Here is a 23,317-nt window from a genome sequence, read left to right as displayed (position 1 = left end):
CATGCGTCAATATACAGGTGTCGATAAGCTGATTCATTCTTTTGATCAGGCATTACGCAGTCTCGTCCCGGGCACGACATCGGCACGACGTGAAAATCCGGCCCAACCGGTAGAAACACAATTAACGGTCAGTGATGCACGTCATGTAGCAGGTTTAATGCGGGTCAATCATAGTGGTGAGGTTTGCGCACAGGCACTGTACCATGGTCAGGCGATGACGGCGAAACTCCCGAATGTACGTCGTGAAATGGAACAGGCAGCGATTGAAGAACAGGATCATCTGGCCTGGTGTGAAGACCGCTTAAAAGAACTGGATAGCCATACCAGCCTACTCAATCCGGTCTGGTACGGTCTTTCCTTCGGTATGGGCGCGATTGCCGGAATCGCAGGTGACAAATACAGCTTGGGTTTTGTGGCTGAAACAGAACGTCAGGTCAGCATGCATTTACAGCATCATATTAGCCAGTTGCCACCGCAGGATGAACGTTCTCGTCGTATTCTAGAACAGATGAATGAAGATGAACTGCATCATCGGGATACAGCGTTAAATGCTGGCGGTGTAGATCTACCCGTTCCAGTTAAGATCGCCATGACAGGCATTTCCAAGTTGATGACCAAAACCAGTTATTTTATTTAAATAAGACGGTTTTAGTTTGAGCCCACTCATTTGTGGGCTTTTTAATATGGGTCAAATCTTGAGCGAGATAATAACAACTCAAGGCATATGGCGATCTTATTACTTATAAGCTCTATAAAATAATAGAGATTCCCCCACAGCATCCTTTAATCTTTTTTGCTCATTTCAGAAAGCAGGTCCAGCTGGATTTCCTGAATTTGCGCCAGCCGTTCCCATTGATGTAGCAGCAGATGATCTAATTTTTCATGCAAGTGTTGGATTTCCAGCTCGGCTTTTAAATTGATCTGATAATCATTTTGTGAACGTAAGCGGTCTTTGGCTTCCTGTCTGTTCTGGCTCATCATAATAATAGGTGCCTGAATCGCCGCGAGACAGGACAGGATTAAATTCAACAGAATAAATGGATAAGGATCAGCAGGTCGTGTCACCATCACCACAGTATTTATCGTAATCCACAGGCTCAAAAAGATTGCAAAACAAATCAAAAAGGTCCAGCTTCCACCAAAAGTTGCAATTTTATCAGCGAGCCTTTCTCCCAAAGTCCACTTTTGCTCTAAGGTTGTTTCCACATTTTTGGTAATCAGTTCATGCTGATGCATGCTATGAATCACTTCAAACTCAAGATCAGTCACTTCACCCTTTTCCGAACTTAATAATGAATGTACATATTGTATGCGGTACTGGGTTAAATCTGCCTGGCAAATATAATCTTGTGGTGTCCAGTCAGGAATATCCTTAGCAATTTCTTCAGTAATGACCTTTCTGACTGTTCCCATCGGAGTGAGATTTTTCAGAAGAAAGTGCTTGCCGCATACCAAGCATTTATGGCTTTCATGTTTTTCTTTCATGATAATTCTCTTTTTAAACCGGCTCACTCAGCTATTATTTTGTTCGATATATTTGATTTGCTTTAATCATTTTTACCATTCGTAAATCAATTATGTATCAATTGCGTCTAATTTCTTGAACTTATGACTCTCACTTCGATTTTATCTTGGATTGATAAAAGGCTCAGCCAAGCGCACGATGAGCTGATCACTCAACATAATTTTCAGATCGATTCAATCCTACTATCTATACATGACTTAAATTTACTATAATCATGATGATAATAAAAAAGGGCTTCATTGTGCGCCATTCATACCATCTTGAAAAACATTATATTGAACGTGCGGGTTGGCTTCGTGCAGCTGTACTGGGGGCAAATGACGGGATTATTTCGGTCACCAGTCTGGTGGTAGGTATTGCAGCTAGTGGAGCATCCACGGAAATTTTATTGGTGACCTGTGTTGCCGGATTGATTTCTGGAGCCGCATCAATGGCGGCCGGTGAATATATTTCGGTTAAATCCCAGCAAGACATTGAAACCAATGATCTACTCATGGAAGAGCGCGAACTACAACGCCATCCCACGCATGAGTTAAATGAACTCAAAACGATTTATATACAACGAGGTCTGGAACCAGCTTTGGCACAACAGGTCGCTGAACAGCTGACCGATCATAATGCCTTGGATGCCCATGCCCGGGATGAAATTGGTATTTCAGCACATACCTCTGCCCAACCCTTTCTCGCTGCATTTTCTTCGGCTATGGCATTTACGGTAGGTTCATTATTTCCTTTAATTTCAATCATGATTTTACCGGAACACTATCTGGATAAAGGCGTTATGCTGATTGGTGTTTTAAGCTTGGGGATGATGGGTGCACTGGCGAGCTATGCCGGTGGAGTAAGTGTCTGGAGAGGTGCAGTTCGGGTGATGCTCTGGGGAATTATCGCCATGTTATTCAGTGCATGGATCGGATCATTATTTAATGTGTCTGTTGCCTAAATATGTGTTTATTTTTTAGCTAGACAAAGAATAGGATTGAGCGGCTCTTGTATTAACATCACTGAAAAATGTTTTTTCAAAAACTAGCCACTCTAACAAAACTTGAGTTTAATTAGGGTCTGTTGACACTTACTGTTCATAATTAACCCTATAAAGGTAGCCATAAAAATATACAGGCTAAAGCAACAGAACTTTGATAATTTCTTTTGAGCTTGTCATATCGAGTAGCTATTCCTCTAAATTGCTTTAATCTACAAAACATATTTTCAACTAAATGCCTGATTTTATATAAATACCAGTCCATATGGTCATTGTTCGATTGGCTATTTGTTTTCTTTGGTATATTCGCTTTAGTCCCTGTTTTCCTGATCTGTTCACGCAGTGGTTCTGAATCATAGCCTTTATCTGCACATACCACTTTTGTCTCTTTTAAATCTAATGTTGATATTAAATCAGGTGCAACTTTAACATCATGTGTGGTTCCATCGGTAATCATGAAATCAATAGGATTGCCATGTGCATCAACAATCAAATCTATTTTTGAGGAGTTTCCTTCTACACTTTTAGAAATAGATTGATTCGCTATGCCGGCAGAATGTTGATGAGCACGTACATGAGAGCCATCAATAAAAATCCACTCCATATCGGGGCATGAGGCTAGTAATTTGAATAATCTAAGTAACTTACCGCTGCTTGACCAACGATTAAAACGTTTGAAAATAGAGTTTGAATGACCAAAACAGCAAGGAATATCTCGCCACGGACAGCCTGTTCTAATTCTATAGAGAATAGCTTCAATAAAATTGCGTAAATTTGAGTTGTGGTGAATGGATAAATTACGCAGAATAACTTTCAACTTTTGCCAGTGTTGATCTGTCAGCATGGTACGAGGCATAGCGAATAGTAAAATTGGGTTTGGCGATTTGATTTTACTACTTCGCTATTTTTTAAGCTAAAAGTGTCAACACACCCTAATATATGTTCGGTTTTAATTTAGATGTTTAAAACCTAAGATCTATGCATGAGAGGTATTGTTATGGAAACTACGATCATTCTTGCCATCTTGGCGATCATTATCGTATTGCTGATCATTTTTTATAACAAGAAAAAGTGAAATAGCGATGATGCATTTTTACTGCTTTGAGGGTTTTTACTGATCTTAAAATAAATTCCAGAGCTTTAAATCAATCAAATATTAATTTCCTGTCGGAAAACCATGAAATCCCCATTGGATCACATAAAGAATCCCAAGGATTAAAATCACCGAAACCACAATTTCCAATATTTTCATTTTTAAATGATTCCTAAACTCCACCTGAACCATCTTATCTGAATTTTTCTTTTACTCTAAAGACAAAAAAACTGCACCATAAAAAGCCTGATCTGGCTTGATCAGGCTGGTTAATTATTCTTACTGGATAAAATGTATTAGCAAAAAATTAGGTGATTTGATTTAAATCAGCTGTTCAACTGTTGGGAAGCTATGTGATCCATGTTCGAACATGGCATCATGCCAGATATCAAACATAGGCACTTTCACATCCAGAGCCAAGGGCAACTTTTTTTCATTAAACTGCATATGTTGAAGATCTAATCCCCAGGCAATCAAATCAACATCCAAAGTAATCTGATGAGATGGACGTACTCGCCCTGATGCCTGTTCCAGCTGTTTGAGCAGCTCAATCAGGCCTTCACTAGACACCGAACTTCGCAATAAACACGCTGCATTCCAGTAATCTGCGCCGATGCCATCGCGGCAAGGAATCATATAAATGGGAGAAAACTGAACTTCTCCCCATTCAGAAATACGTTGCTGTGCAGCTTGAAAATGTTGCTGAGGATGACAATTACTCGCTAATGCTAGGGCGAAAATCGTTTCGGTGGCGTTCAAGACGTATTCCTACAGAATTGGCTTGCGCGATAATGGCAGGCTTACGGATCGTAATATTAATCGATTCAATTGCTGTAAAGGTAGTAAAAAGTGCATTCAGCACTAACTTTGCTGCATGTTCAATCAATTCAGGCTTGGCGTCTTGAATGACTTTGCTGGAAATCTCACAAATTTCTGCATAATTCAGCGTATCTGCAAGTGCATCTGAGTTTGATGCCTGTTCTAAATCGGTTTGAATGGTCAAATCCAGCATTAGAGGCTGAATAATTTGACGCTCCCAGTTAAAGCAGCCCACGACTGTCTCAACCTTTAAACCTTCAATAATAATGGCGTCCATTGGATTGCTCGAGAATTTAATACTGACCACATCCCCCTCAAGCTCCTTTACAAAGGGAGGAGCTTTTAAAGTCCCCCTTTTAAAAGGGGGATTTAGGGGGATTTTTCCAAGTCTAGATAGGGTTTAAGATTAATGCTTTAACAGCAGATTCGGATCCATGCTTTGCACCATTTGCAAACGCTGATCGGCATATATGTCGGTATACGGCGCCAGAATACGCATGAAACGGTCGAAATACAGCATTTGTTTGAACAACAAGGCAAAGTCACGCGGGAACCGGATCCCGTGACGCTCACCCACAGCCACCATATCCATCATGATATCGTTCAGGTCAGCAGGATTCGACGTTAACAATTCCTGTGGATCTGCCATCAACACGCCACTGAATAAACGCTCTAGATCAGCAGCCAAAACTTTGGTGTCTATCTGCACAGCGGTCATACCCATTTTCAGCATGTTTTGTGCCATCAGCTCATAATTGGTATGTTGCAATGAATCCATGAATGCCATACATGCCGTCCATACCTCAGGCTTGAGCTGACCAACGATACCGAAATCAATAAAACCGACACGGCCATCTTCGAGCAGCATCAGGTTGCCTGCATGCAGATCGGCATGGAAACTGTTACACATCATCAAGCTTCCGAACCAGGTATTCATCGCAGTGATGAGTACTTGAGATGGATCTTTGGATACTTTTTTGACCACTTCAAAATCTGTCAAAGGCACACCGTATAAACGCTGCATGGTGAGCACACGACGGGTCGAATATTGATGATAAACCTTCGGCGCAGTGGCTGCCTGATTGTTGGTGATATTCAGGTAATTAACGAAATCATCCAGATTCTGGGCTTCTTCGATAAAATCGACTTCGCGCACCATACGGGTTTTGATTTCTTCGACAATATCAGCCAGTGAAGCAAACTTGACTTTCGGGACTGCTTTTTCCAGCAACTTGGTTGCCCAATGCAGTACATTCAGGTCAGTGTACAAAATGGTCTCCACACCGGGTTTTTGTACCTTAATCACGACATCTTCGCCAGACACCAGTTTGGCCGCATGCACCTGTGCAATAGATGCAGAAGCTAACGGCGTTTTATCAATCGATGCAAAGATTTCATCCAGATTGCGCCCTGCAAATTCAGAAGCCAACACTTGCTGGATATAGCTAAACGGCAAGCGTGGAGTCTGATCCAGACAACCCTGAAATTCTTCTACATATTCACGTGGAAATAGCGACGGCGTACTGGCAATAAACTGCCCCAGCTTGATATAGGTCGAACCCAAAGATTCGAAAGTTTCACGCATGAGCTTGGCATTGCTTGGCTTTTCAGTGGCATATTTAATGCCCGCCTTGGCCGCAACGACCGCTGTTTCTCCCATACGGGCAACTGAACGTATTCCATCTAACCAGATATTGTTTTTCATAATGTCTTAGGAAAAATTAATTACACGCAGTGTAGCAAAAAAAATTCACTTTGCAGGCTTATCTTGCCTGACAGATCAGGCAATCTGTATCTTTTTCGAAAGCGAGAATCCGCTGTTTAAAGCTCAGCCCATCCCACAACAACAGCTTTTGTCGAAGTGGCATCTGGCTCAATCCCAGATATAACAAGGCATGATGTGCCTGCAAACTGGCCATCACATTCGGGGTAGTCGCCAGTACACCGGAGTCTGCACAGCGCAAACTTTCATCGGCCTGATTTTCTGGCGGGAACAGGCAGGCATAACAGGCAGAATCCCCTTCGACCATAAACAGCTGGCCTTGCAAGCCAATCGCAGAGGCACTCAATAAGGGCACATTCAGCTCCACGCAAATGTGATTGACCAGATAGCGTGTGGCAAACTGATCACAGCCATCCAATACCAGATCCTGATGCTCGATCACACTTACTGCATTCTCAGCCGTTAAAGCCTGATTGATATATTCAACTTGTACATTCGGATTAATCTGGCCCAGTCTTTTGGCCAGAGTTTCTGCCTTATAAAATCCAATATCCTGCGGCATAAATGCCAGTTGTCGCTGTAAATTACTCATCTCGATAGTATCTGGATCGATCAGGGTGATTTTCCCTACACCTGCGCGCGCCAGAAGTTCTGCCAGTGCACAGCCAATTCCGCCACAACCAATAATACAGACATTAGAAAATTTCAGTCGCTCCTGCGCATCAATATCCCAGCCATCCAGAAGAATCTGACGGCTATACAGATGCAGTTCAGCATCGGTGAGTTCGAATTCTGGGGATATGGCATCCATGTTAAATGTAGACAACGTCTTTCCTTGTTTCGAAAATTTTTAACAATGATCGCAAAAATTAGCTTTACTGAATTTTTTAAGGACTGATAAATCTCTGGAATATCAATCTCACATTCAATTCACAGCACATCAATAAATGGTTCGGCCATCGTTGATGGCAACTAGCATATCAGCTAAACGCTCGGTATCAAGATGCAGCGGCTATGGCTTGGCAAGATTTTTTGAATCACCTCAATTCAATGGTTCCGGCAAACAGCTTTTTCTAACTTATAAAAGGTGTCAGACCTGAAGTTTTTAAAATCTTTGTTATTAAATTTCCCTGTAAATCGAGCTGTCTTGTTTAGCAATTCTGTAGTCTCTGCCTGTATTTGAGTATGAAAATGTATGAGTTCAGTGAGACCTAAGGCATCTGTCTCTAAATATGATTAATCTGAAAATACCAAGCAATCTTTTCAGCTTTCATAAAATCGTATGGAGAACATACATGACCGAGCATAACAATACTCAACATGATAATCGTGAAAAATTATGGGAATTGATCAAGGATGTTCGTTACACCATGATCAGCCATTTAACCGACACACATGAAATACACTCCCAGCCGATGACCATGCTCAACTCCGAGCAGATGAATGAACGTCAAAACTTATATTTCATCCTGCGTAACACCAATGATCTGGTCAAAGCAGCAGAAACAGGCCGTGGTCAGATTGGTCTGTCTTTTGCAAAACCATCAGATGGTATTTACGTGTCGATTAGTGCACATGCCCAGATCAGTACTGACCGCATTCTGATTGAACAGTTGTGGAATCCGTGGGCTGAAAACTGGTTTGAAGGCAAAGATGATCCTACCGTACGGGTATTGATTGCTGAAGCAATCAGCGCAGAATATTGGAATGTGACAGACAACAAAGTCACCCAGCTTTTTAAAGCCTTAAAAGGCGGCGTAACTGGTGAAGCGGGCGAACCGCATGCAGAACATCAAAAAGTGAATCTACAAAGTAATATCTGGTAATGAATGAGATTTAGCCTCTTGAAATTAAGAGGCTAATTTTTTGATATATTTAATTTTAAATATCAATGTAATTCCACTGTAATGACATAAAAAATTATAATTTTTGCTTGCCTTAATCTGCTCTCTTAAAAATATAAGCTTGGGAAAATCAGCTCAATATCTGACTAAAATTTAAGTAGAAGATTTATTTCCTAAAAAACCAAAAGGCTGCCATGGCAACCTTTTAGCATTCAATCAAAAAACTAATTTGAGAAACTAACTAACTAAATTAACTGACTCGCTTCATCTCTTGGACTTTGGCTATTTCCTGCTGTTTGAGTAAATTGCGCTGAATTTTGCCGCTCGATGTTTTAGGCAAAGCTTCTACAAACTCAATCTCTTTCGGATAGGCATGTTTGGATAAGCGTGAACGTACATAACTTTGCAGTTTCAACATTAAATCTTCAGTAGCAGGATAAGCCGATTTAAGCACTACAAAGGCTTTCACAATTTCTGTTCGTTCTGGATCTGGCTTTCCAACGACTGCGGATTCAAGCACTTCCTCACATTCAAGCAAGGTACTTTCTACATCAAAAGGCCCAACCCGATAGCCCGAGGTTGTAATGACATCGTCTGCACGCCCAATAAAATCAATACCGCCATATTCATTCAGCTTCACGGTATCACCAGTGAGATAATACTGCCCGACAAATGACTTGCGGTTATGCCCTGCATAGCCTTCAAACCACATCAACGGTGAAGCTGAACAGTCGATAGCAAGTGTTCCAATACCGCCTTTTTCTACTTCCTGATGTTCTTTGTTCAATACAGCAAAACGATGCCCAGGAATGGCAAAACCAGCTGAACCAATTTTTTTATAATGCTCTAAGCCATGATGATTGGCGATCACCATCCCCAGTTCAGTCTGTCCATATTGATCATAAATATTCACATTTAAATCATGATTAAACCACTGAATCACTTCAGGCGTGAGCGGCTCACCTGCACTGCTTACCACGCGTAAATGTGAACTGATGCCTGCATCAAATTTTTCTTTAAAGCCAAAGAACATGCGAAATGCGGTTGGCGAACCGGTCAAGTTACTGACCTGATATTTTTGAATGATTTGTACGGCATTATCGACACTAAAGCCACGTTCATCCATGATGATGCTGTGCCCTAAACTCAACGGCCCTGCAATACCATAATACAGTCCATACGCCCAGCCCGGATCTGCCAGATTCCAGAAGGAATCTTCATCTCGCAGATCTACGGCTTGCAGCATATAGCCTTTAAAGGCCAACAACGCTTTTAAAGGTACAGGAACCGATTTTGCCAAGCCTGTCGTACCTGAAGTAAACATCATCAGGAAGACATCATTAAACTGGCAATTTACCGGTTCAAACTCCTCTGGTTGTTGCTGTAAGGCTGTCCAGAAATCCGCATCTTGATAATTATTTGTCGCTGTTTGATGCACAGTCAGAATATTAGGAATATTGAAATCATGGAGTTTCAGTCGTTGTTCTTCATCAGTAACGATCAACTGGGTGCCAGCGGTACTGATGCGATGTTCAATGGCTTTGCTTTCAAAGGCAGTAAATAAAGGTTGGTATATGGCACCGATACGCCAGGTGGCCAATATGGTAATTAAGAGTGCTGGCGTTCTTGGCAGTAAGCCTGCAATACAATCACCGGCTTTTAAACCCAGAGAATGCATATAATTGGCCAGCTGTCCTGAAGCCATAGCCAGCTGTTCAAAGGTCCACTGCTCTGCGTCTCCGTTTTTGCCTTCCCAGATCAGTGCAGTTCGGTTTTGACCCAGGTAGCGACCACAGCATTCGGTATAAGCATTGATGTTCTCTGCACTTCCAACCAGATGTTCCTGAACCATATTTTCAAAATTAAAATCAGCATATGCCTGCTCTAGTGTCTTCATGACGACAACCTCTTTCCTGTTGTAGTTTTCAGGCGACCTTGCCTGAGTTTGTCCATTTGTATTTGTTGTTCCTGCTGATTCCATCAGCATACTTTCTCAAATCTGCATTCATGCCCTAGGACTAGAACATGAATAAGGCTTATTTTTCGATTATTCGCACTGTATGTCTTTAGATCCTCATGTTCAGTTGAATCCTGCAATTTCCATAGCCATCAATGTAAGTGCAGGATTTGAACATCAATCAAAGTCTGTTTTTTTAAATTAAAAATCAGCATTGACAAACTTCACGCGCAATCACCAGTCGTTGAATATCTGATGCACCTTCATAAATCTGGCTCACTCGCACATCACGATAGATACGCTCAACCGGAAAATCAGAGACATAACCGTAGCCACCATGAATCTGGATCGCATCTGAACAGACTCGCTCTGCAATAGTCGATGCAAACAGCTTGGCCATAGAAGCTTCTTTTAAGCATGGCTGGCCAGCATCTTTAAGCGTTGCCGCATGCAAGACCAATTGTCGCGCCGCTTCAATTTGTGTCGCCATATCTGCCAGCCTGAATGCCACAGCCTGATGCTGCACAATTTCTACACCAAAGGCTTTGCGTTCATTGGCATATTCCACTGCGGCATCCAATGCAGCCCGTGCCATGCCGACAGATTGTGCCGCAATGCCGATCCGACCCGATTCAAGGTTCGACAAGGCAATTTTATAACCTTCACCCTCCTGACCTAGCAAGTTGGCAGCAGGAATCCGGCAGTTATCCAGAACGATGGTCGCGGTATCCGAACAATGCTGACCCATTTTCTCTTCTAGGCGTGACACGATATAACCCGGTGCATCGGTCGGCACCAGAAAGCATGAAATACCCTTTTTCCCTGCAGATTTATCAGTCACAGCAAAGACTAGTGCAATCTGTGCGTGTTTCCCTGTGGTAATAAACTGCTTGGTGCCATTCAATACCCAATCATCACCATCACGTTCAGCTTTACACTGCAGCGAACTGGCATCTGAACCGGCTTGAGGTTCCGTCAAGCAGAAACAGCCGAGCCATTCACCTGTTGCCAGTTTGGTTAAATACTGCTGTTTTTGTTCCTCTGTGCCATAACGCTGAGTAATGCCACAGGGCAAAGAATTCTGCACGCTGATGATGGTCGAGATTGCACCATCTCCTGCGGCAATTTCCTCTAGCGCCAAAACCAATGATACATAATCCAGACCTGCACCACCCCATTCTTCAGCCACTGTCATACCCAATGCACCAAGCTCACCAAGCTCTTTAAGTTCTTGTGCTGGAAATTGTGCCGTTTTGTCGCGTAAGGCCGCCGTCGGTTTCAGCTTCTGCTGCGAATAATTGCGCATCATGTCCTGAATCATTTTTTGTTCATCATTTAAAATCATTGAACTTCCCTTTCTATATCTATTTATTTACTTCAAGCTTTTTACTATTGAGATCGTTGGCACGTCGGATAAGGCGGCATGGATGTCGCCTGCGAAACTGAGATACAGGGATGTATCTTCAGTTTCGCAAAGGATTTTTGTTTCTTTTGATCCTTCAAAAGAAAATGCATGCTTAAGCAAATTCATTTAAATTCAATGAGAAATTGGTAGCTGTGCAAATCATCATGTCCTATATAAATCGAAAACTTATTTAGGCTGCATACGGATTGCGCCATCCAAACGAATGACCTCACCATTCAAATAACTATTTTCAAAAATATGTCCCACCAGATGGGCAAATTCCTGTGGTTTTGCCAGACGTGGTGGAAACGGCACCATTTGCCCCAAAGCATCCTGGACATTTTGCGGCATGCCTTTCAGCATCGGAGTTTCCATAATGCCCGGCGCGATGGTCATGACACGGATCGCTTCACGAGCCAGTTCACGTGCCAAAGGTAAAGTCATTGCGACGACTGCACCTTTGGATGCCGCATAGGCAGTCTGACCAATTTGACCGTCATAAGCGGCAACTGAAGCAGTATTCACAATCACGCCACGTTCTTCTTCACCCGATTGCAACTCATATTTTGCAATTAAAGCCGCCGCATGACGCAACATATTAAAAGTACCATTTACATTAATATTGAGCACTTTTTGAAACATGGCTAATTCATGGATGCCGTTACGACCCAATACTTTGGCAGACGGTGCAATCCCGGCACAGTTGATCAAGCCATTCAGTTGACCATACGTGCTTTCAACATGAGCGAAGAAACTTTCAATGGCTTGTTCATCGGTCACATCGAGCTGTACAAACTCAGACTGTGCACCCAGTTGCTGCTGTAGTACTTCACCCTGCTCCTGATTCATATCGACCAGAATCACTTTGGCACCGTGTTCAACCAGATGAGTCGCTGTGGCTGCACCCAAACCTGAGGCACCACCGGTGATCACAATAACTTTTCCCTGAATGTTCATGTTTATTTCCTAGCGATTTTTCTATTTCAGATACGACTTAATATGCAGAGTAAACAGAGTTTTTATTCTGTACAATTTCCAAATATTGCATCTTGCATGATGTATTTGGACAATGAAAACAAGGATGTCAGACTGAATATGCATAAGCCTGCACTGGAATATAGCAAAGGCACCATCTCGATTGATCTGGTGAACGAAGCATTGCTGGATGCCAAACGGCTGCAATTTGATATCTCTGACATTCTAAAAAAAGCCAATATCCCAGCAGAAGTATTGAATGCTCCCAAGGCACGCGTTTCTGTTAATCAATTTGCCCAATTATGGACTGTGCTTGCAGACAGCATGAATGACGAATTTTTTGGTATGGACAGCCATGCCATGCGTCGTGGTAGTTTTAAATTACTTTCGAAAATGGTCATGCAGGCAGATACACTGGAAAAAGCGTTGCAACATATTTTGCAATTTCTCAACCTGGTTTTGGACGATCTGCAAAGCACGCTCATGGTTGAGGAACACTATGCCTATATCGTGATTTATGATCTACAACAGACTAAACGCATGTTTAGTTATGCGACTTATCTGATGCTGATTCATACCCTGATCTGCTGGTTAAGTGGACAACGGATTTTGCTTAATCAGATTCAATTGAAATGCGCAGCACCCCTAGATGATTTTGATTACAAAGTCCGTTTTTGTGAACAGATTGAATATCAGGCCAGCGAAAATTACGTGCAATTTGATGCAAGCTATCTGCAATTGCCGATTAAACAGGATGCTCAGTCCTGGTATCAGTTTATTCAGCAAACCCCACAAAATTTATTGGTGCGTTTTAAAAACCCCTATGCCTTGAGCACCCAGATTCGCCGTCAATTACTGCAAGTTTCACCGGCAGAATGGCTGGAACTGAATGAACTGGCCTTAAAAATGAATATGTCTGAAGCGACCATGCAACGGCGTTTAAAAAGTGAAGGTGTCAGCTATCAACAGTTAAAAAATGAGATACGCCGGGATACCGCCATTGAATTGCTGACCCGTACTGAACAAAGTTTACAAGAGATTAGCGATCAGCTTAATTTTCAGGAATCCAGTGCATTTCATCGTGCATTCAAAAAGTGGACTGGCGTCAGTCCAGGCGCATATCGACAAAATAACATTAGATAATTTATATAAACTTAGACTTCAGAGATATTACCGAAAAATACTTGGATTCTAAGCATTTATTTTTATTATGATTATATATTTCAAGCCCTAAAACATATATTAGCAGGACTACACAGTCACCCGGAAAGCTTTGCAATTTATCCGAGAATAGATTATTTTTCATTCAATTTATAGCACTTTTGCTATTGGCTGTACTCTCCATTTTCCTTTCTAGTTGAAGGTATCTCCATGTTAAAGATGACTGATGTGCTTGGGCAAAATCTTGTTCAAAACTTCTCTAAAGCTTTATTTTCTTCGACTGATCTCATCACAGAACAGTTGAATCAAGGGATTTTAAATGCATCGGATGCAGAACTGAAAGATGCAATTTTGCACTTCTTTAACCAGGTAGATGCTGTGGAAGCGGCTCAGGCCCTTGAAATTCCAGCAGAACGTATAAGTGGATTACAGGAAGGTATCGCCTTGAAAGATGAAAAATATCTGGCAGATACTTTGAAAGTTGTGGCACTTTGTCTGGCAATGGAAACCGGTAGCCTAGATCAGGTAGAAGTCTATGACTGTCTACAGGATTATCCGATGTAATTCTTTTTAAGAATTCCTCGAAAGCGATGCTCTGGCATCGCTTTTTTTTGTTTTTAATTATACTGCGTTGGCTTGATGTCATTCAAAATACTTAAGGTTTCAAATGCAGTCAGGAATTTATAAAGAAAAAAATCCAATAAAAAAGCGACCAATGTAGTCGCTTTTTTATAGAAAAAGAATTACAGATTAATGCGGCCATTGCGCCAAAGTCACACGATCATTCCCGCCATAATCTTTAACCGTGCGGACTTGCTTATAACCCGCCTGTTTAAATAGATGTTGTACGGCATCTGCCTGATCATAACCATGTTCAAGCACCACCCAACCATTCACAGTCAAATGCTTCTTGGCTTGCAGAATAATCATTTCAATATCGGCCAGACCTTTTTTATCTGCCACCAGCGCACGTTCCGGTTCAGTCGCCAGATTCTGCATATGCACATCATCAGCGTCGATATAAGGTGGATTCGATACAATGGCGTCAAAGAATTGACGGCCAAATGGCTTCAGCCATGAACCCAGAACAAATTCTACATTCTCAATATCATGTTGTTCCGCATTATATTTCGCCACCTCAAGCGTAGGCTCGTAGATATCAGAAGCCGTTACTGTCCAGTTTGGACGCTCAGATGCCAGTGATAAGGCAATTGCGCCAGTACCTGTACCCAAATCTACTACACGGGCGTCATCAGGCAGGTCTAACTTCAACACGGTCTCAACCAGCACTTCAGTATCCGGACGTGGCACTAAGGTATTTTTGGTCACTTTGAGGTCCAAAGTCCAGAATGGCTGTGAACCAGTGACATAGGCCAAAGGCTCACCGGCAGCAATACGCGCCAACCCGTCTTTATACGCTTGTTCCTGTTCAGGCGTTAACTCCTGATCCTTTTTCATTAGTAGATCAAATGAATCAATCTTGGTGATGTGTTCCAGTAACCAGGCATTTTCCTGACGTTCATAACTTTCAGCTTCACCGCGTAAAGCCAGGGCTTGTAAAATATTCATTATCCACCATTCTGCTGTGCAAGCATGGCCAACTGATCCGCCTGATATTCGCGGTGCAGGCTGTCCAGCAATTCGGTCAAATCACCTTCCATCACGGCATCCAGCTTGTATAAAGTCAGGTTAATGCGGTGATCGGTCATACGACCTTGCGGGTAGTTATAGGTACGGATACGTTCTGACCGATCACCCGAACCCACCAGATCACGACGCATTTCTGATGTTGCTGCATCTGCTGCTGCACGTTTGGCATTTTCTAAACGTGATACCAGCAGTGCCATCGCTTTGGCCTTGTTCTTATGCTGTGAACGTTCTTCCTGACATTCCACTACGGTGCCGGTTGGAATGTGAGTAATACGTACTGCAGAATCGGTTTTGTTAACGTGCTGACCACCTGCACCTGAAGCACGATACGTATCAATCCGCAAATCAGATGAGTTGATTTCAACAGAGGTATCGACATCAATTTCAGGAAGAATCGCAACGGTACATGCTGATGTATGCACTCGGCCTTGTGATTCGGTCGCCGGTACACGCTGTACACGATGCGCACCACTTTCAAATTTCAGGCGACCATAGACACCTTCACCATTAATCAGGCAGATGACTTCTTTATAGCCGCCATGTTCGCCTTCATTTTCAGAGAGGATTTCAATACGCCAGCCTTGGTTTTCCGCATATTTACTATACATACGGAATAAATCGCCCGAGAAAATCGCTGCTTCATCGCCACCGGTTCCGGCACGAATCTCAAGATAAGCCGAGTTGGCATCATTCGGATCTTTCGGAATCATCAAGATGTTCAGGTCTGCTTCAAGCGATTCAATTAAAGCTTTATTCTCTTTAATTTCTTCCTGTGCCATTTCCTTAAAATCTGGATCTGACAGCATGGCCTGAGCCGTTTCAATGTCTTCTTCAGCCTGTCTGTACTTGGTCCAGACATTGGTGATTTCTGTTAAGTCATTATGCTCACGTGACAATTGACGGAAGCGCTTATTATCAGAAATGACTTCAACATCAGCCAGTAATGCGGTCAGTTCTTCATGGCGGTCAGAGAGTTGGTCTAATCGTAAACGTAACGATTCTTTCATTTTCTAAAAAATCTCAAACATAGGCTGCGACTAAAAACCGATTTAGCACAGCGAAATCAAAAAATTGCGCCTAGTTTAACGACTCTGGCTTCTAATGAACATCATTATTGAGTAAGTCCGCGTTGCTATCATTCGTGCTCTACAGTATTTGTTAACAAATATAATTAAAAACTGTGGAATTGCCTTTTTTATAGTCGATCTTATTCTTATTTCTTGCCGATTTTACAATTCGCCAAATAAAGCAGGGAATTATGAAGAAACATCTTCATATTGTTTTGGGCATGATTTGTTACATTTTCCGCATCGAAATAACTACAGTCCTGTAAATGGACACGGAGTAATGACATGAAACTCAACGCACTTTTAATGAGTACAGTTTTAGCTGCTGGTTCAATGATGACCGTAAACGCACATGCAGACAGTACAGCGCGTGTTGCAGCAGCAAGTGCTTTAGGTAGTGTTGCAGGTACAGCATTAGGTAAAAACATGGGCGGTAATACCGGCGCAACCATTGGTGCTGCTTTAGGTGGTGCCGGCGGTGCAGCGGTTGCAAGCAGCAAGAAAAGCCGGACTGAATCTGCCATTGGTGGCGCTCTAGGCGGCGGTGCAGGATATACAGTAGGTAAAAATATGGGCGGTACTAACGGCGGTTATATTGGTTCAGCTTTGGGTGCTGCCGGTGGTGCTGCACTAGGTAACAAGATTGCCAAAGATAAAGCAGCTGAAAAACGCTCTAAACACTGGAAAAAACGTTACCGTTAATTTGCGCTCAGGCAGTTTAGACCAGACGCTACATTTAACCTGAAAAGCACCTTTTGGTGCTTTTTTTATTGTTGCTTTAATGCGTGAATTTTCAATTAATACATGGAATTATCCTGTCCACATCATGAATAAATTAAGGAGATAAAAATCACAATTCGCCAACACTGCCTTCATGCTGTTTGGCGCTTGCTAGATTAAATTTATCTCATCAACAAAATATAGCTAGATATATAAAAGGTGTCCTCATGAACTATAAATCTCTAATGATCGCTGTTGTAGCAACCTCAGCCATGGGTATGACAGCTGCCAATGCAGGCAATACAACCAATACAGCTTTAGCTTCTGCTTTGGGTGGTGTTGTTGGTGCCGCAGTCGGTAATAAAATGGGTGGTACAACTGGCGCAACAATCGGTTCAGCGATTGGTGGTGGTGCAGGTGCAGCAGTAGCAGCAAATAAACGTGACCGTAACGGTGCGATTATCGGTGGTGCTTTAGGTGGCGGTGCAGGTTATGCAGTTGGCCGAAATATGGCAGGCACCAACGGTGGTTACATCGGTGCGGCACTGGGTTCAGCAGGTGGTTCAGCGTTAGGTAAGAAAGTCAGCGAAGACCGTCGTTATGATGACCGCAGCGAACGTCGCTATAATTCTTCTCGTAACTACCGTTATAACGATTATCGCTATAACAACCGTCGTCGTTAAGATTCTTTCCCCTTATTCTTTCCTCCTTTATAAGCATCTTCGGATGCTTATTTTTTTTGCCTTTATTTTTTATCTTTATCTTTTGGTTTACACTTATATCGATTTTTTTCGATATACAAATACACTCTAAAGTCGTATGCTTTTAGAGATGTCTATTTAAGAGTAATACTATGCGTACGCTTAACGATACCCAGTTCTCTATCCTCGAACTGGTTCCTGTTCGTGACGACAAGAGCATTCAATTCGCGCTGAACCATGCGCTGGAACTTGCCCAAACAGCAGAAAAATTGGGTTATCGCCGGATGTGGCTGGCAGAACATCATAATATGGATGGCATTGCCAGTTCAGCAACCGCAGTTCTCTTAGGCTATTTACTGGCGAATACCAAAACCCTAACTTTAGGCTCTGGTGGAATTATGCTGCCGAATCATGCCCCGCTGGTTGTGGCTGAACAGTTCGGTACCTTGGCAACGCTCTATCCCGATCGGATTGAACTGGGCCTAGGCCGTGCTCCGGGCACCGATCAAATGACCATGCGTGCCCTGCGTCGTGGCCGTCAGGAAACCGAAGATCAATTTCCGCACGATGTTCTGGAAATTCTGCAGTATTTTAAAGATCCAATTCCAGGACAGCGTATTGTGGCAACGCCGGGTCAAAGCACGCATGTACCTGTATGGTTATTAGGGTCCAGTCTGTTTAGTGCGCAATTGGCAGCAAAACTCGGCCTACCTTATTCCTTCGCTTCGCATTTTGCCCCGCGTATGCTGGGTCAGGCCATTCAGTTATATCGTGACAATTTCGAACCGTCTGAATACCTGGATCGTCCTTATGTGTCGATGGGTGTACCGACCTGTGTCGCAGATACTGATGAAGAAGCAGAATATCTAGCGACTAGTGCCTATCAGCGGGTTTTATCACTGATTCGTGGACAAAGCCTGAAACTTAAAGCACCAATTGACTCCATGAAAGGTCTGTGGTCGCCGCCGGAAAAAATGTCAGTCGATAATTTCTTTGCCATGGCTCAGGTCGGCTCCAAAGAAACCGTTAAAGCTGGGCTAGAATCGCTTTTGGCTAAATATGATGTGGATGAGTTTATCTTTACTTGTGACATCTATGACACTGACAAGCGCCTGCACAACTTTGAGCTATTAATGCAAATTAAAAATGGTCAGTAAATGAGAGTTGCATCTACCTATTCTCAGCAATGGGTAGATGTTTTTCATCTTTAAAGATAAATGACTAAAAGAAACATCCCAGTAAAATCATTTTTATTGACCTTTTCTATTAAAAAGCTTCTTTCTTGAACGAATACTTCACTTCTTTTCCTTCATCCATCTCAGCAAGTTAAAAGTCATTCCTTTTGGATCGCCCGTAAATCCATTCAGTCTTCAATAAAGTCAGATTTTATATTTTGGTCAAATAGATGACTGTCTAAGTTAAATTTTTCACTTTACCCTGGCTTGAGTTTTTGTTTATATCTCATACAAAGAAAATTAATTATTAAATAAATTCAAGGAATTCTAATGTCTACCAAGCATGACCCACACGCTGATATTTTTGAAAATCGCCCCGAACATTTTCAGCAGTTTAATGGAATTAAAGTGCCCTCTTCCGAACTGTTAGAATTGGATTATGCAGATAAAGATATTGCTATTATTGGCACAGATCAGTTTACCGTGAGCCAGCTGGATAAAATCAGTCAACATGCCCATTCGGTAAAAGTTTTCCAGATTAATCCTGCTTTTGTACTGCCCGGTTCCGACCGAATTCTGCAACGAATTATTAATCACCCATTGATTGGTAAAAATCGCCGCTTATTTAACAACCGCATTAAAAGCTTGCTTTCTCTGCGGTTTTTAGAAAATCAGGTGCAGAATTTGTGGCTAAGACGCCAGTTAATGCCAAATCTTGCATCTTCCCGTAAAATTTATCTGAAATCAGATCATTATTATGCTGCCCTACAACGTGAAAATTGCCACCTGATTACCTGGCCGATTCTGAAAATTTCGGAAAATACAATTCATTGTATTAATGGTGAACAGCATCCGGTCGATATCATTATTCATACTTATTTAGCAGAAAAATAACTCACGCTGGCGAGTAAAAATGAAAAATTGGTAAGCTGATAATGAGATTTTTATTTACGTATCAAGAACCGACATGATGATTTATTCAACAAAATGAGCAAAGAAGACTCTTTTATATTTCAGAATATGATAGTTGGTATTTTCTTAGAATTATAAAATTCATACATTATTTCGATTAATCAATGCTTACTTGTAATTTTTAGCTATAAATCAAAGCCAAACCGCAGTTTGGCTCTGGCTGGTTTCTTAACCGATTCGACGTTTTAAACCGGTCATTTGCAACACACGTGTTGAGATTTCTTCAATCGACATTTCAGACACATTCAGGTACTTGATGCCTTCCGAAATATAAATTCCTTCAATCGCACGCAACTCCATCTGACACTGACTAAAGCTGGCATAACGGCTATTGGCCTTACGCTCAGAACGAATGGCCACAAGGCGTTCCGCATCAATCATCAGGCCAAACAGCTTGTTTTTATGCGGTCGCAGCACGGCTGGCAGTCGGTTATCATCCAAATCTTCTTCAGTCAGTGGATAGTTCGCCACGCGAATACCGAACTGCAAAGACAGATAAATAGAGGTCGGGGTTTTACCTGAACGCGATACACCAATCAGGATCAGGTCAGCTTTATCATAATGACGGGTACGTGCGCCGTCGTCGTTATCTAAAGCAAAATGAACAGCATCAATACGGGCCTTATAAGACTCAGAGTCGGTCACCGCATGGGTCTGCCCGACTAAAGTTGTAGGAATCGTGCCTAATTCATCAGCCAACTTACTAATAAGCCCTTCAAATACATCAAGATTTACTGCATTTGCGGTGTTAATGATGTCGCGCACATAGGGATCAACCAGGGTGTCAAATACCAGCGGTTTTTCACCGTCGATTTGAGCTCTTGCATTGATCTCTGCCACCACGTTTGTGGCCGCCTCTTCGGAACTAATGTAAGGAATAATATGAATGTCAAATTTCACATGCGGAAACTGCGCTAACAGCGAGTGTCCAAGGGTTTCAGCGGTGATGGCGGTACCATCTGAAATAAAGAAAACACTACGCTGAATTTGTTTACCTTCCGACATTAAAATTCTCCTCCAACATTTGTCTTAGTGCTATATAATCTTTATAGTAAACCGATCTTACATGACTGTCGCTTAGTAAAATCAAAAACCTAGATGATTTGCTATACTCTCATGCCGAGATAGTGATTAATACTGCAAAAGTGGAGTAACAACTTTGGAAGCGCGCGTAATTGGTCTGGAAAAATTAGGGAAGCACGACGTTGAGCTAGTCGGTGGGAAAAACTCATCACTAGGCGAAATGATCAGCCATTTATCAAATGCTGGTGTATCTGTGCCAGGTGGTTTCGCAACGACTGCCGATGCCTACCGTGAATTTCTCGAGCAAAGTGGCCTAAACGCTAAAATCAATGCAGAGCTTGCTGCACTCAATGTTGATGATGTGAATGCACTCGCTGAAACTGGCGCAAAAATTCGTCAATGGATTGTGGATACTCCACTTACGCCTGCATTAGAACAAGAAGTTCGTACAGCATTTGCAGAACTTTCTAACGGCAACCCTGACATCGCGGTTGCCGTTCGTTCTTCTGCAACTGCAGAAGATTTGCCGGATGCTTCTTTTGCCGGCCAGCAAGAAACTTTCCTGAACATTCGTGGTATTGATAACGTTCTGATCGCAATCAAAGAAGTGTTTGCATCTTTGTACAACGACCGCGCAATCTCTTACCGTGTACACCAAAACTTTGCCCATGATGTAGTTGCGCTGTCTGCTGGTGTACAACGCATGGTTCGTTCAGAAACTGGCGCTGCAGGTGTAATGTTTACGCTAGATACTGAATCAGGCTTCCGTGATGCAGTATTCATTACCGCATCTTATGGTTTGGGTGAAATGGTCGTTCAAGGTGCAGTTAACCCGGACGAATTCTATATTTCTAAACCGCTTTTAAATGCAGGCCGACACGCGATCCTTCGTCGCAACCTGGGTTCTAAGCACCAGAAAATGATTTATGGTGAAGAAGCATCTGCAGGTAAATCTGTTGTTGTCGTGGATGTTGAAAAAGCTGAACGCCAACAGTTCGCTTTAAACGACCAGGAATTACAAGAACTTGCTAAACAAGCGCTGATCATTGAAAACCACTACGGTGCACCAATGGACATCGAGTGGGCAAAAGATGGCGATGATGGCAAGATTTATATCGTTCAGGCGCGTCCTGAAACTGTAAAAAGCCGTGAAAATGTCGGCACTATGGAACGCTACCTGTTGAAACAACGCGGTACTGTGATCTGTGAAGGCCGTTCAATTGGTCAACGCATTGGTTCTGGTAAAGTCCGCATTGTGACGTCTATTAAAGAAATGGACAAAGTACAAGATGGTGATGTTCTTGTATCTGATATGACTGACCCGGATTGGGAACCAGTCATGAAACGTGCAGCTGCGATTGTAACAAACCGTGGTGGTCGTACTTGTCACGCAGCAATTATTGCACGTGAGCTTGGTGTTCCTGCAATCGTGGGTTGTGGTAATGCAACTGAAGTTCTTGTAGACGGTCAGGAAGTGACTGTGTCTTGTGCTGAAGGTGATACTGGCTTTATCTATGAAGGCGCACTAGATTTTGAAATTCAAAAGAATTCAATTGAGTCTATGCCTGCTCTTCCATTTAAAGTAATGATGAACGTGGGTAACCCGGATCGTGCATTTGACTTTGCTCAAATTCCAAACGCAGGTATTGGTCTGGCGCGTCTTGAATTCATTATTAACCGTATGATTGGTGTTCACCCGAAAGCATTGATCAATATTGACAGCCTTCCACGTGAAACACGTGCAGCAGTCATGGCGCGTACTGCAGGTTATGCATCTCCAATCGAATTCTATGTAGAGAAACTGGTCGAAGGTATCTCGACACTTGCTGCTGCATTTGCAGACAAGCCAGTCATTGTTCGTATGTCAGACTTTAAGTCTAACGAATATGCAAACTTGATCGGTGGTAAGTTATACGAGCCAGAAGAAGAAAACCCGATGCTAGGTTTCCGTGGTGCAAGTCGCTACGTTTCTGATAACTTCCGTGATTGCTTCGAACTTGAATGTCGTGCATTGAAAAAAGCACGTGATGAAATGGGTTTAACCAATATTCAGATCATGATTCCATTTGTTCGTACTGTTGCTGAAGCGAAACGTGTCATTGAACTTCTTGCATTAAACGGTCTTAAGCGCGGTGAAAACGGCCTTAAAGTGATCATGATGTGTGAACTTCCAACCAATGCTTTATTGGCAGATCAGTTCCTTGAACATTTCGATGGTTTCTCTATTGGTTCAAACGACTTGACACAATTAACACTTGGTCTTGACCGTGACTCTGGTATTGTCTCTCACCTATTTGATGAGCGCGACCCTGCGGTTAAAGCGTTACTTTCTCTTGCAATTCAAGCATGCCGTAAAGCTGGCAAATATGTCGGTATTTGTGGTCAAGGTCCTTCTGATCACCCAGATCTTGCACAATGGTTAATGGAACAAGGTATCGACTCTGTGTCTTTAAACCCAGACTCGGTACTTGAAACTTGGTTCTTCCTGGCTGAAGAAAAAGTGCAAAAAGCATAAACAATTGTGA

At 42.5% G+C, this 23,317-nt stretch carries 21 protein-coding genes and 1 pseudogene; 10 read left to right on the top strand and 12 right to left on the bottom strand.

Going from position 1 to position 23,317, the window contains the following annotated elements:
• The first annotated feature begins 1 nt into the window (after position 1).
• A complete protein-coding gene (gene coq7, locus ACO1B7_RS13525) occupies positions 2–637 on the top strand; it encodes a 2-polyprenyl-3-methyl-6-methoxy-1,4-benzoquinone monooxygenase (protein ID WP_004645382.1) in 636 nt (211 codons plus the stop codon).
• A gap of 146 nt (positions 638–783) precedes the next feature.
• On the opposite strand, the gene ACO1B7_RS13520 is transcribed toward coq7, so the two are convergent.
• Positions 784–1,485 carry a DUF1003 domain-containing protein gene (locus ACO1B7_RS13520; protein ID WP_423090239.1) on the bottom strand — a complete coding sequence of 234 codons (702 nt, stop codon included), beginning with the start codon at positions 1,483–1,485 and terminating at the stop codon, positions 784–786.
• A gap of 281 nt (positions 1,486–1,766) precedes the next feature.
• Here ACO1B7_RS13520 and ACO1B7_RS13515 point away from each other — a divergent pair, with 281 nt between their 5' ends.
• Positions 1,767–2,468 carry a VIT1/CCC1 transporter family protein gene (locus ACO1B7_RS13515; RefSeq protein ID WP_005097209.1) on the top strand — a complete coding sequence of 234 codons (702 nt, stop codon included), beginning with the start codon at positions 1,767–1,769 and terminating at the stop codon, positions 2,466–2,468.
• 129 nt (positions 2,469–2,597) lie between these two features.
• Here ACO1B7_RS13515 and ACO1B7_RS13510 read toward each other — a convergent pair.
• The 5 genes and pseudogenes from ACO1B7_RS13510 to ACO1B7_RS13490 all read right to left on the bottom strand — a co-directional run bounded on the left by ACO1B7_RS13510 (position 2,598) and on the right by ACO1B7_RS13490 (position 6,953).
• Positions 2,598–3,363: pseudogene (locus ACO1B7_RS13510) on the bottom strand (IS5-like element ISAba31 family transposase).
• Positions 3,364–3,921: 558 nt separating this feature from the next.
• The gene (locus ACO1B7_RS13505; RefSeq protein ID WP_213687380.1) at positions 3,922–4,359 is read right to left on the bottom strand and encodes a 2-amino-4-hydroxy-6-hydroxymethyldihydropteridine diphosphokinase; all 438 of its coding nucleotides are present in this window, start codon (positions 4,357–4,359) and stop codon (positions 3,922–3,924) included.
• Complete coding sequence (gene folB / locus ACO1B7_RS13500; protein WP_004645388.1) at positions 4,316–4,696, bottom strand: dihydroneopterin aldolase; 381 nt, start codon at positions 4,694–4,696, stop codon at positions 4,316–4,318. The genes ACO1B7_RS13505 and folB overlap by 44 nt, the downstream gene beginning before the upstream one ends.
• A gap of 129 nt (positions 4,697–4,825) precedes the next feature.
• On the bottom strand, positions 4,826–6,124 hold the full coding sequence (locus ACO1B7_RS13495) for an ABC1 kinase family protein (RefSeq protein ID WP_423090238.1): 1,299 nt from the start codon (positions 6,122–6,124) through the stop codon (positions 4,826–4,828).
• A 58-nt stretch (positions 6,125–6,182) separates the two neighbouring features.
• Positions 6,183–6,953 (bottom strand): HesA/MoeB/ThiF family protein, encoded by a 771-nt coding sequence (locus ACO1B7_RS13490; RefSeq protein ID WP_247143532.1) that lies wholly within the window; start codon positions 6,951–6,953, stop codon positions 6,183–6,185.
• A 484-nt stretch (positions 6,954–7,437) separates the two neighbouring features.
• Here ACO1B7_RS13490 and ACO1B7_RS13485 point away from each other — a divergent pair, with 484 nt between their 5' ends.
• Positions 7,438–7,968 carry a pyridoxamine 5'-phosphate oxidase family protein gene (locus tag ACO1B7_RS13485; protein ID WP_005247254.1) on the top strand — a complete coding sequence of 177 codons (531 nt, stop codon included), beginning with the start codon at positions 7,438–7,440 and terminating at the stop codon, positions 7,966–7,968.
• Between the two features lie 268 nt (positions 7,969–8,236).
• Here the strand turns inward: ACO1B7_RS13485 and ACO1B7_RS13480 are convergent, their stop codons facing one another.
• From ACO1B7_RS13480 to ACO1B7_RS13470, 3 genes are all read right to left on the bottom strand, one after another.
• Entirely contained in the window at positions 8,237–9,883 is a 1,647-nt protein-coding gene (locus tag ACO1B7_RS13480) for an AMP-binding protein (RefSeq protein WP_423090237.1), read from the bottom strand.
• A gap of 268 nt (positions 9,884–10,151) precedes the next feature.
• Positions 10,152–11,288: an acyl-CoA dehydrogenase family protein gene (locus ACO1B7_RS13475; RefSeq protein WP_423090236.1), complete on the bottom strand. Its 1,137-nt coding sequence runs from the start codon at positions 11,286–11,288 to the stop codon at positions 10,152–10,154.
• A 246-nt stretch (positions 11,289–11,534) separates the two neighbouring features.
• Positions 11,535–12,305 carry a 3-hydroxyacyl-CoA dehydrogenase gene (locus tag ACO1B7_RS13470; protein ID WP_312327785.1) on the bottom strand — a complete coding sequence of 257 codons (771 nt, stop codon included), beginning with the start codon at positions 12,303–12,305 and terminating at the stop codon, positions 11,535–11,537.
• A gap of 138 nt (positions 12,306–12,443) precedes the next feature.
• Here ACO1B7_RS13470 and ACO1B7_RS13465 point away from each other — a divergent pair, with 138 nt between their 5' ends.
• Positions 12,444–13,466, top strand: coding sequence for an AraC family transcriptional regulator (locus ACO1B7_RS13465; RefSeq protein ID WP_423090322.1), 1,023 nt, complete (start codon positions 12,444–12,446; stop codon positions 13,464–13,466).
• 228 nt (positions 13,467–13,694) lie between these two features.
• Positions 13,695–14,048, top strand: a complete 354-nt coding sequence (locus ACO1B7_RS13460) for a hypothetical protein (protein ID WP_044108873.1) — start codon at positions 13,695–13,697, stop codon at positions 14,046–14,048.
• Positions 14,049–14,234: 186 nt separating this feature from the next.
• Here ACO1B7_RS13460 and prmC read toward each other — a convergent pair whose 3' ends face one another.
• Both prmC and prfA read right to left on the bottom strand, forming a co-directional pair.
• The gene (prmC, locus tag ACO1B7_RS13455; RefSeq protein ID WP_253174212.1) at positions 14,235–15,053 is read right to left on the bottom strand and encodes a peptide chain release factor N(5)-glutamine methyltransferase; all 819 of its coding nucleotides are present in this window, start codon (positions 15,051–15,053) and stop codon (positions 14,235–14,237) included.
• Positions 15,053–16,141, bottom strand: a complete 1,089-nt coding sequence (gene prfA, locus ACO1B7_RS13450) for a peptide chain release factor 1 (protein ID WP_253147522.1) — start codon at positions 16,139–16,141, stop codon at positions 15,053–15,055. Before prfA ends, prmC begins: the two co-directional genes overlap by 1 nt.
• Before the next feature lie 345 nt (positions 16,142–16,486).
• Here prfA and ACO1B7_RS13445 point away from each other — a divergent pair, with 345 nt between their 5' ends.
• The 4 genes from ACO1B7_RS13445 to ACO1B7_RS13430 all read left to right on the top strand — a co-directional run bounded on the left by ACO1B7_RS13445 (position 16,487) and on the right by ACO1B7_RS13430 (position 19,691).
• A complete protein-coding gene (locus ACO1B7_RS13445) occupies positions 16,487–16,903 on the top strand; it encodes a hypothetical protein (protein WP_423090235.1) in 417 nt (138 codons plus the stop codon).
• A gap of 245 nt (positions 16,904–17,148) precedes the next feature.
• Positions 17,149–17,604 carry a hypothetical protein gene (locus ACO1B7_RS13440; RefSeq protein WP_004278778.1) on the top strand — a complete coding sequence of 152 codons (456 nt, stop codon included), beginning with the start codon at positions 17,149–17,151 and terminating at the stop codon, positions 17,602–17,604.
• A 170-nt stretch (positions 17,605–17,774) separates the two neighbouring features.
• Positions 17,775–18,779, top strand: coding sequence for an LLM class flavin-dependent oxidoreductase (locus ACO1B7_RS13435; RefSeq protein ID WP_423090234.1), 1,005 nt, complete (start codon positions 17,775–17,777; stop codon positions 18,777–18,779).
• A gap of 348 nt (positions 18,780–19,127) precedes the next feature.
• Complete coding sequence (locus ACO1B7_RS13430) at positions 19,128–19,691, top strand: NAD(P)/FAD-dependent oxidoreductase (protein ID WP_423090233.1); 564 nt, start codon at positions 19,128–19,130, stop codon at positions 19,689–19,691.
• Positions 19,692–19,937: 246 nt separating this feature from the next.
• Here ACO1B7_RS13430 and ppsR read toward each other — a convergent pair whose 3' ends face one another.
• The gene (gene ppsR / locus ACO1B7_RS13425; RefSeq protein WP_004278781.1) at positions 19,938–20,774 is read right to left on the bottom strand and encodes a posphoenolpyruvate synthetase regulatory kinase/phosphorylase PpsR; all 837 of its coding nucleotides are present in this window, start codon (positions 20,772–20,774) and stop codon (positions 19,938–19,940) included.
• A 154-nt stretch (positions 20,775–20,928) separates the two neighbouring features.
• Between ppsR and ppsA the strand changes: the two genes are divergently transcribed.
• Positions 20,929–23,307 carry a phosphoenolpyruvate synthase gene (ppsA, locus tag ACO1B7_RS13420; RefSeq protein WP_004278782.1) on the top strand — a complete coding sequence of 793 codons (2,379 nt, stop codon included), beginning with the start codon at positions 20,929–20,931 and terminating at the stop codon, positions 23,305–23,307.
• Positions 23,308–23,317: the final 10 nt, after the last annotated feature.

The sequence above is a fragment of the Acinetobacter lwoffii genome, from assembly GCF_049367455.1.
Lineage (GTDB): Bacteria > Pseudomonadota > Gammaproteobacteria > Pseudomonadales > Moraxellaceae > Acinetobacter > Acinetobacter lwoffii_W.
Note: the sequence above shows the minus strand (reverse complement) of the source record. Positions and strands in the feature narration are given on the sequence as shown.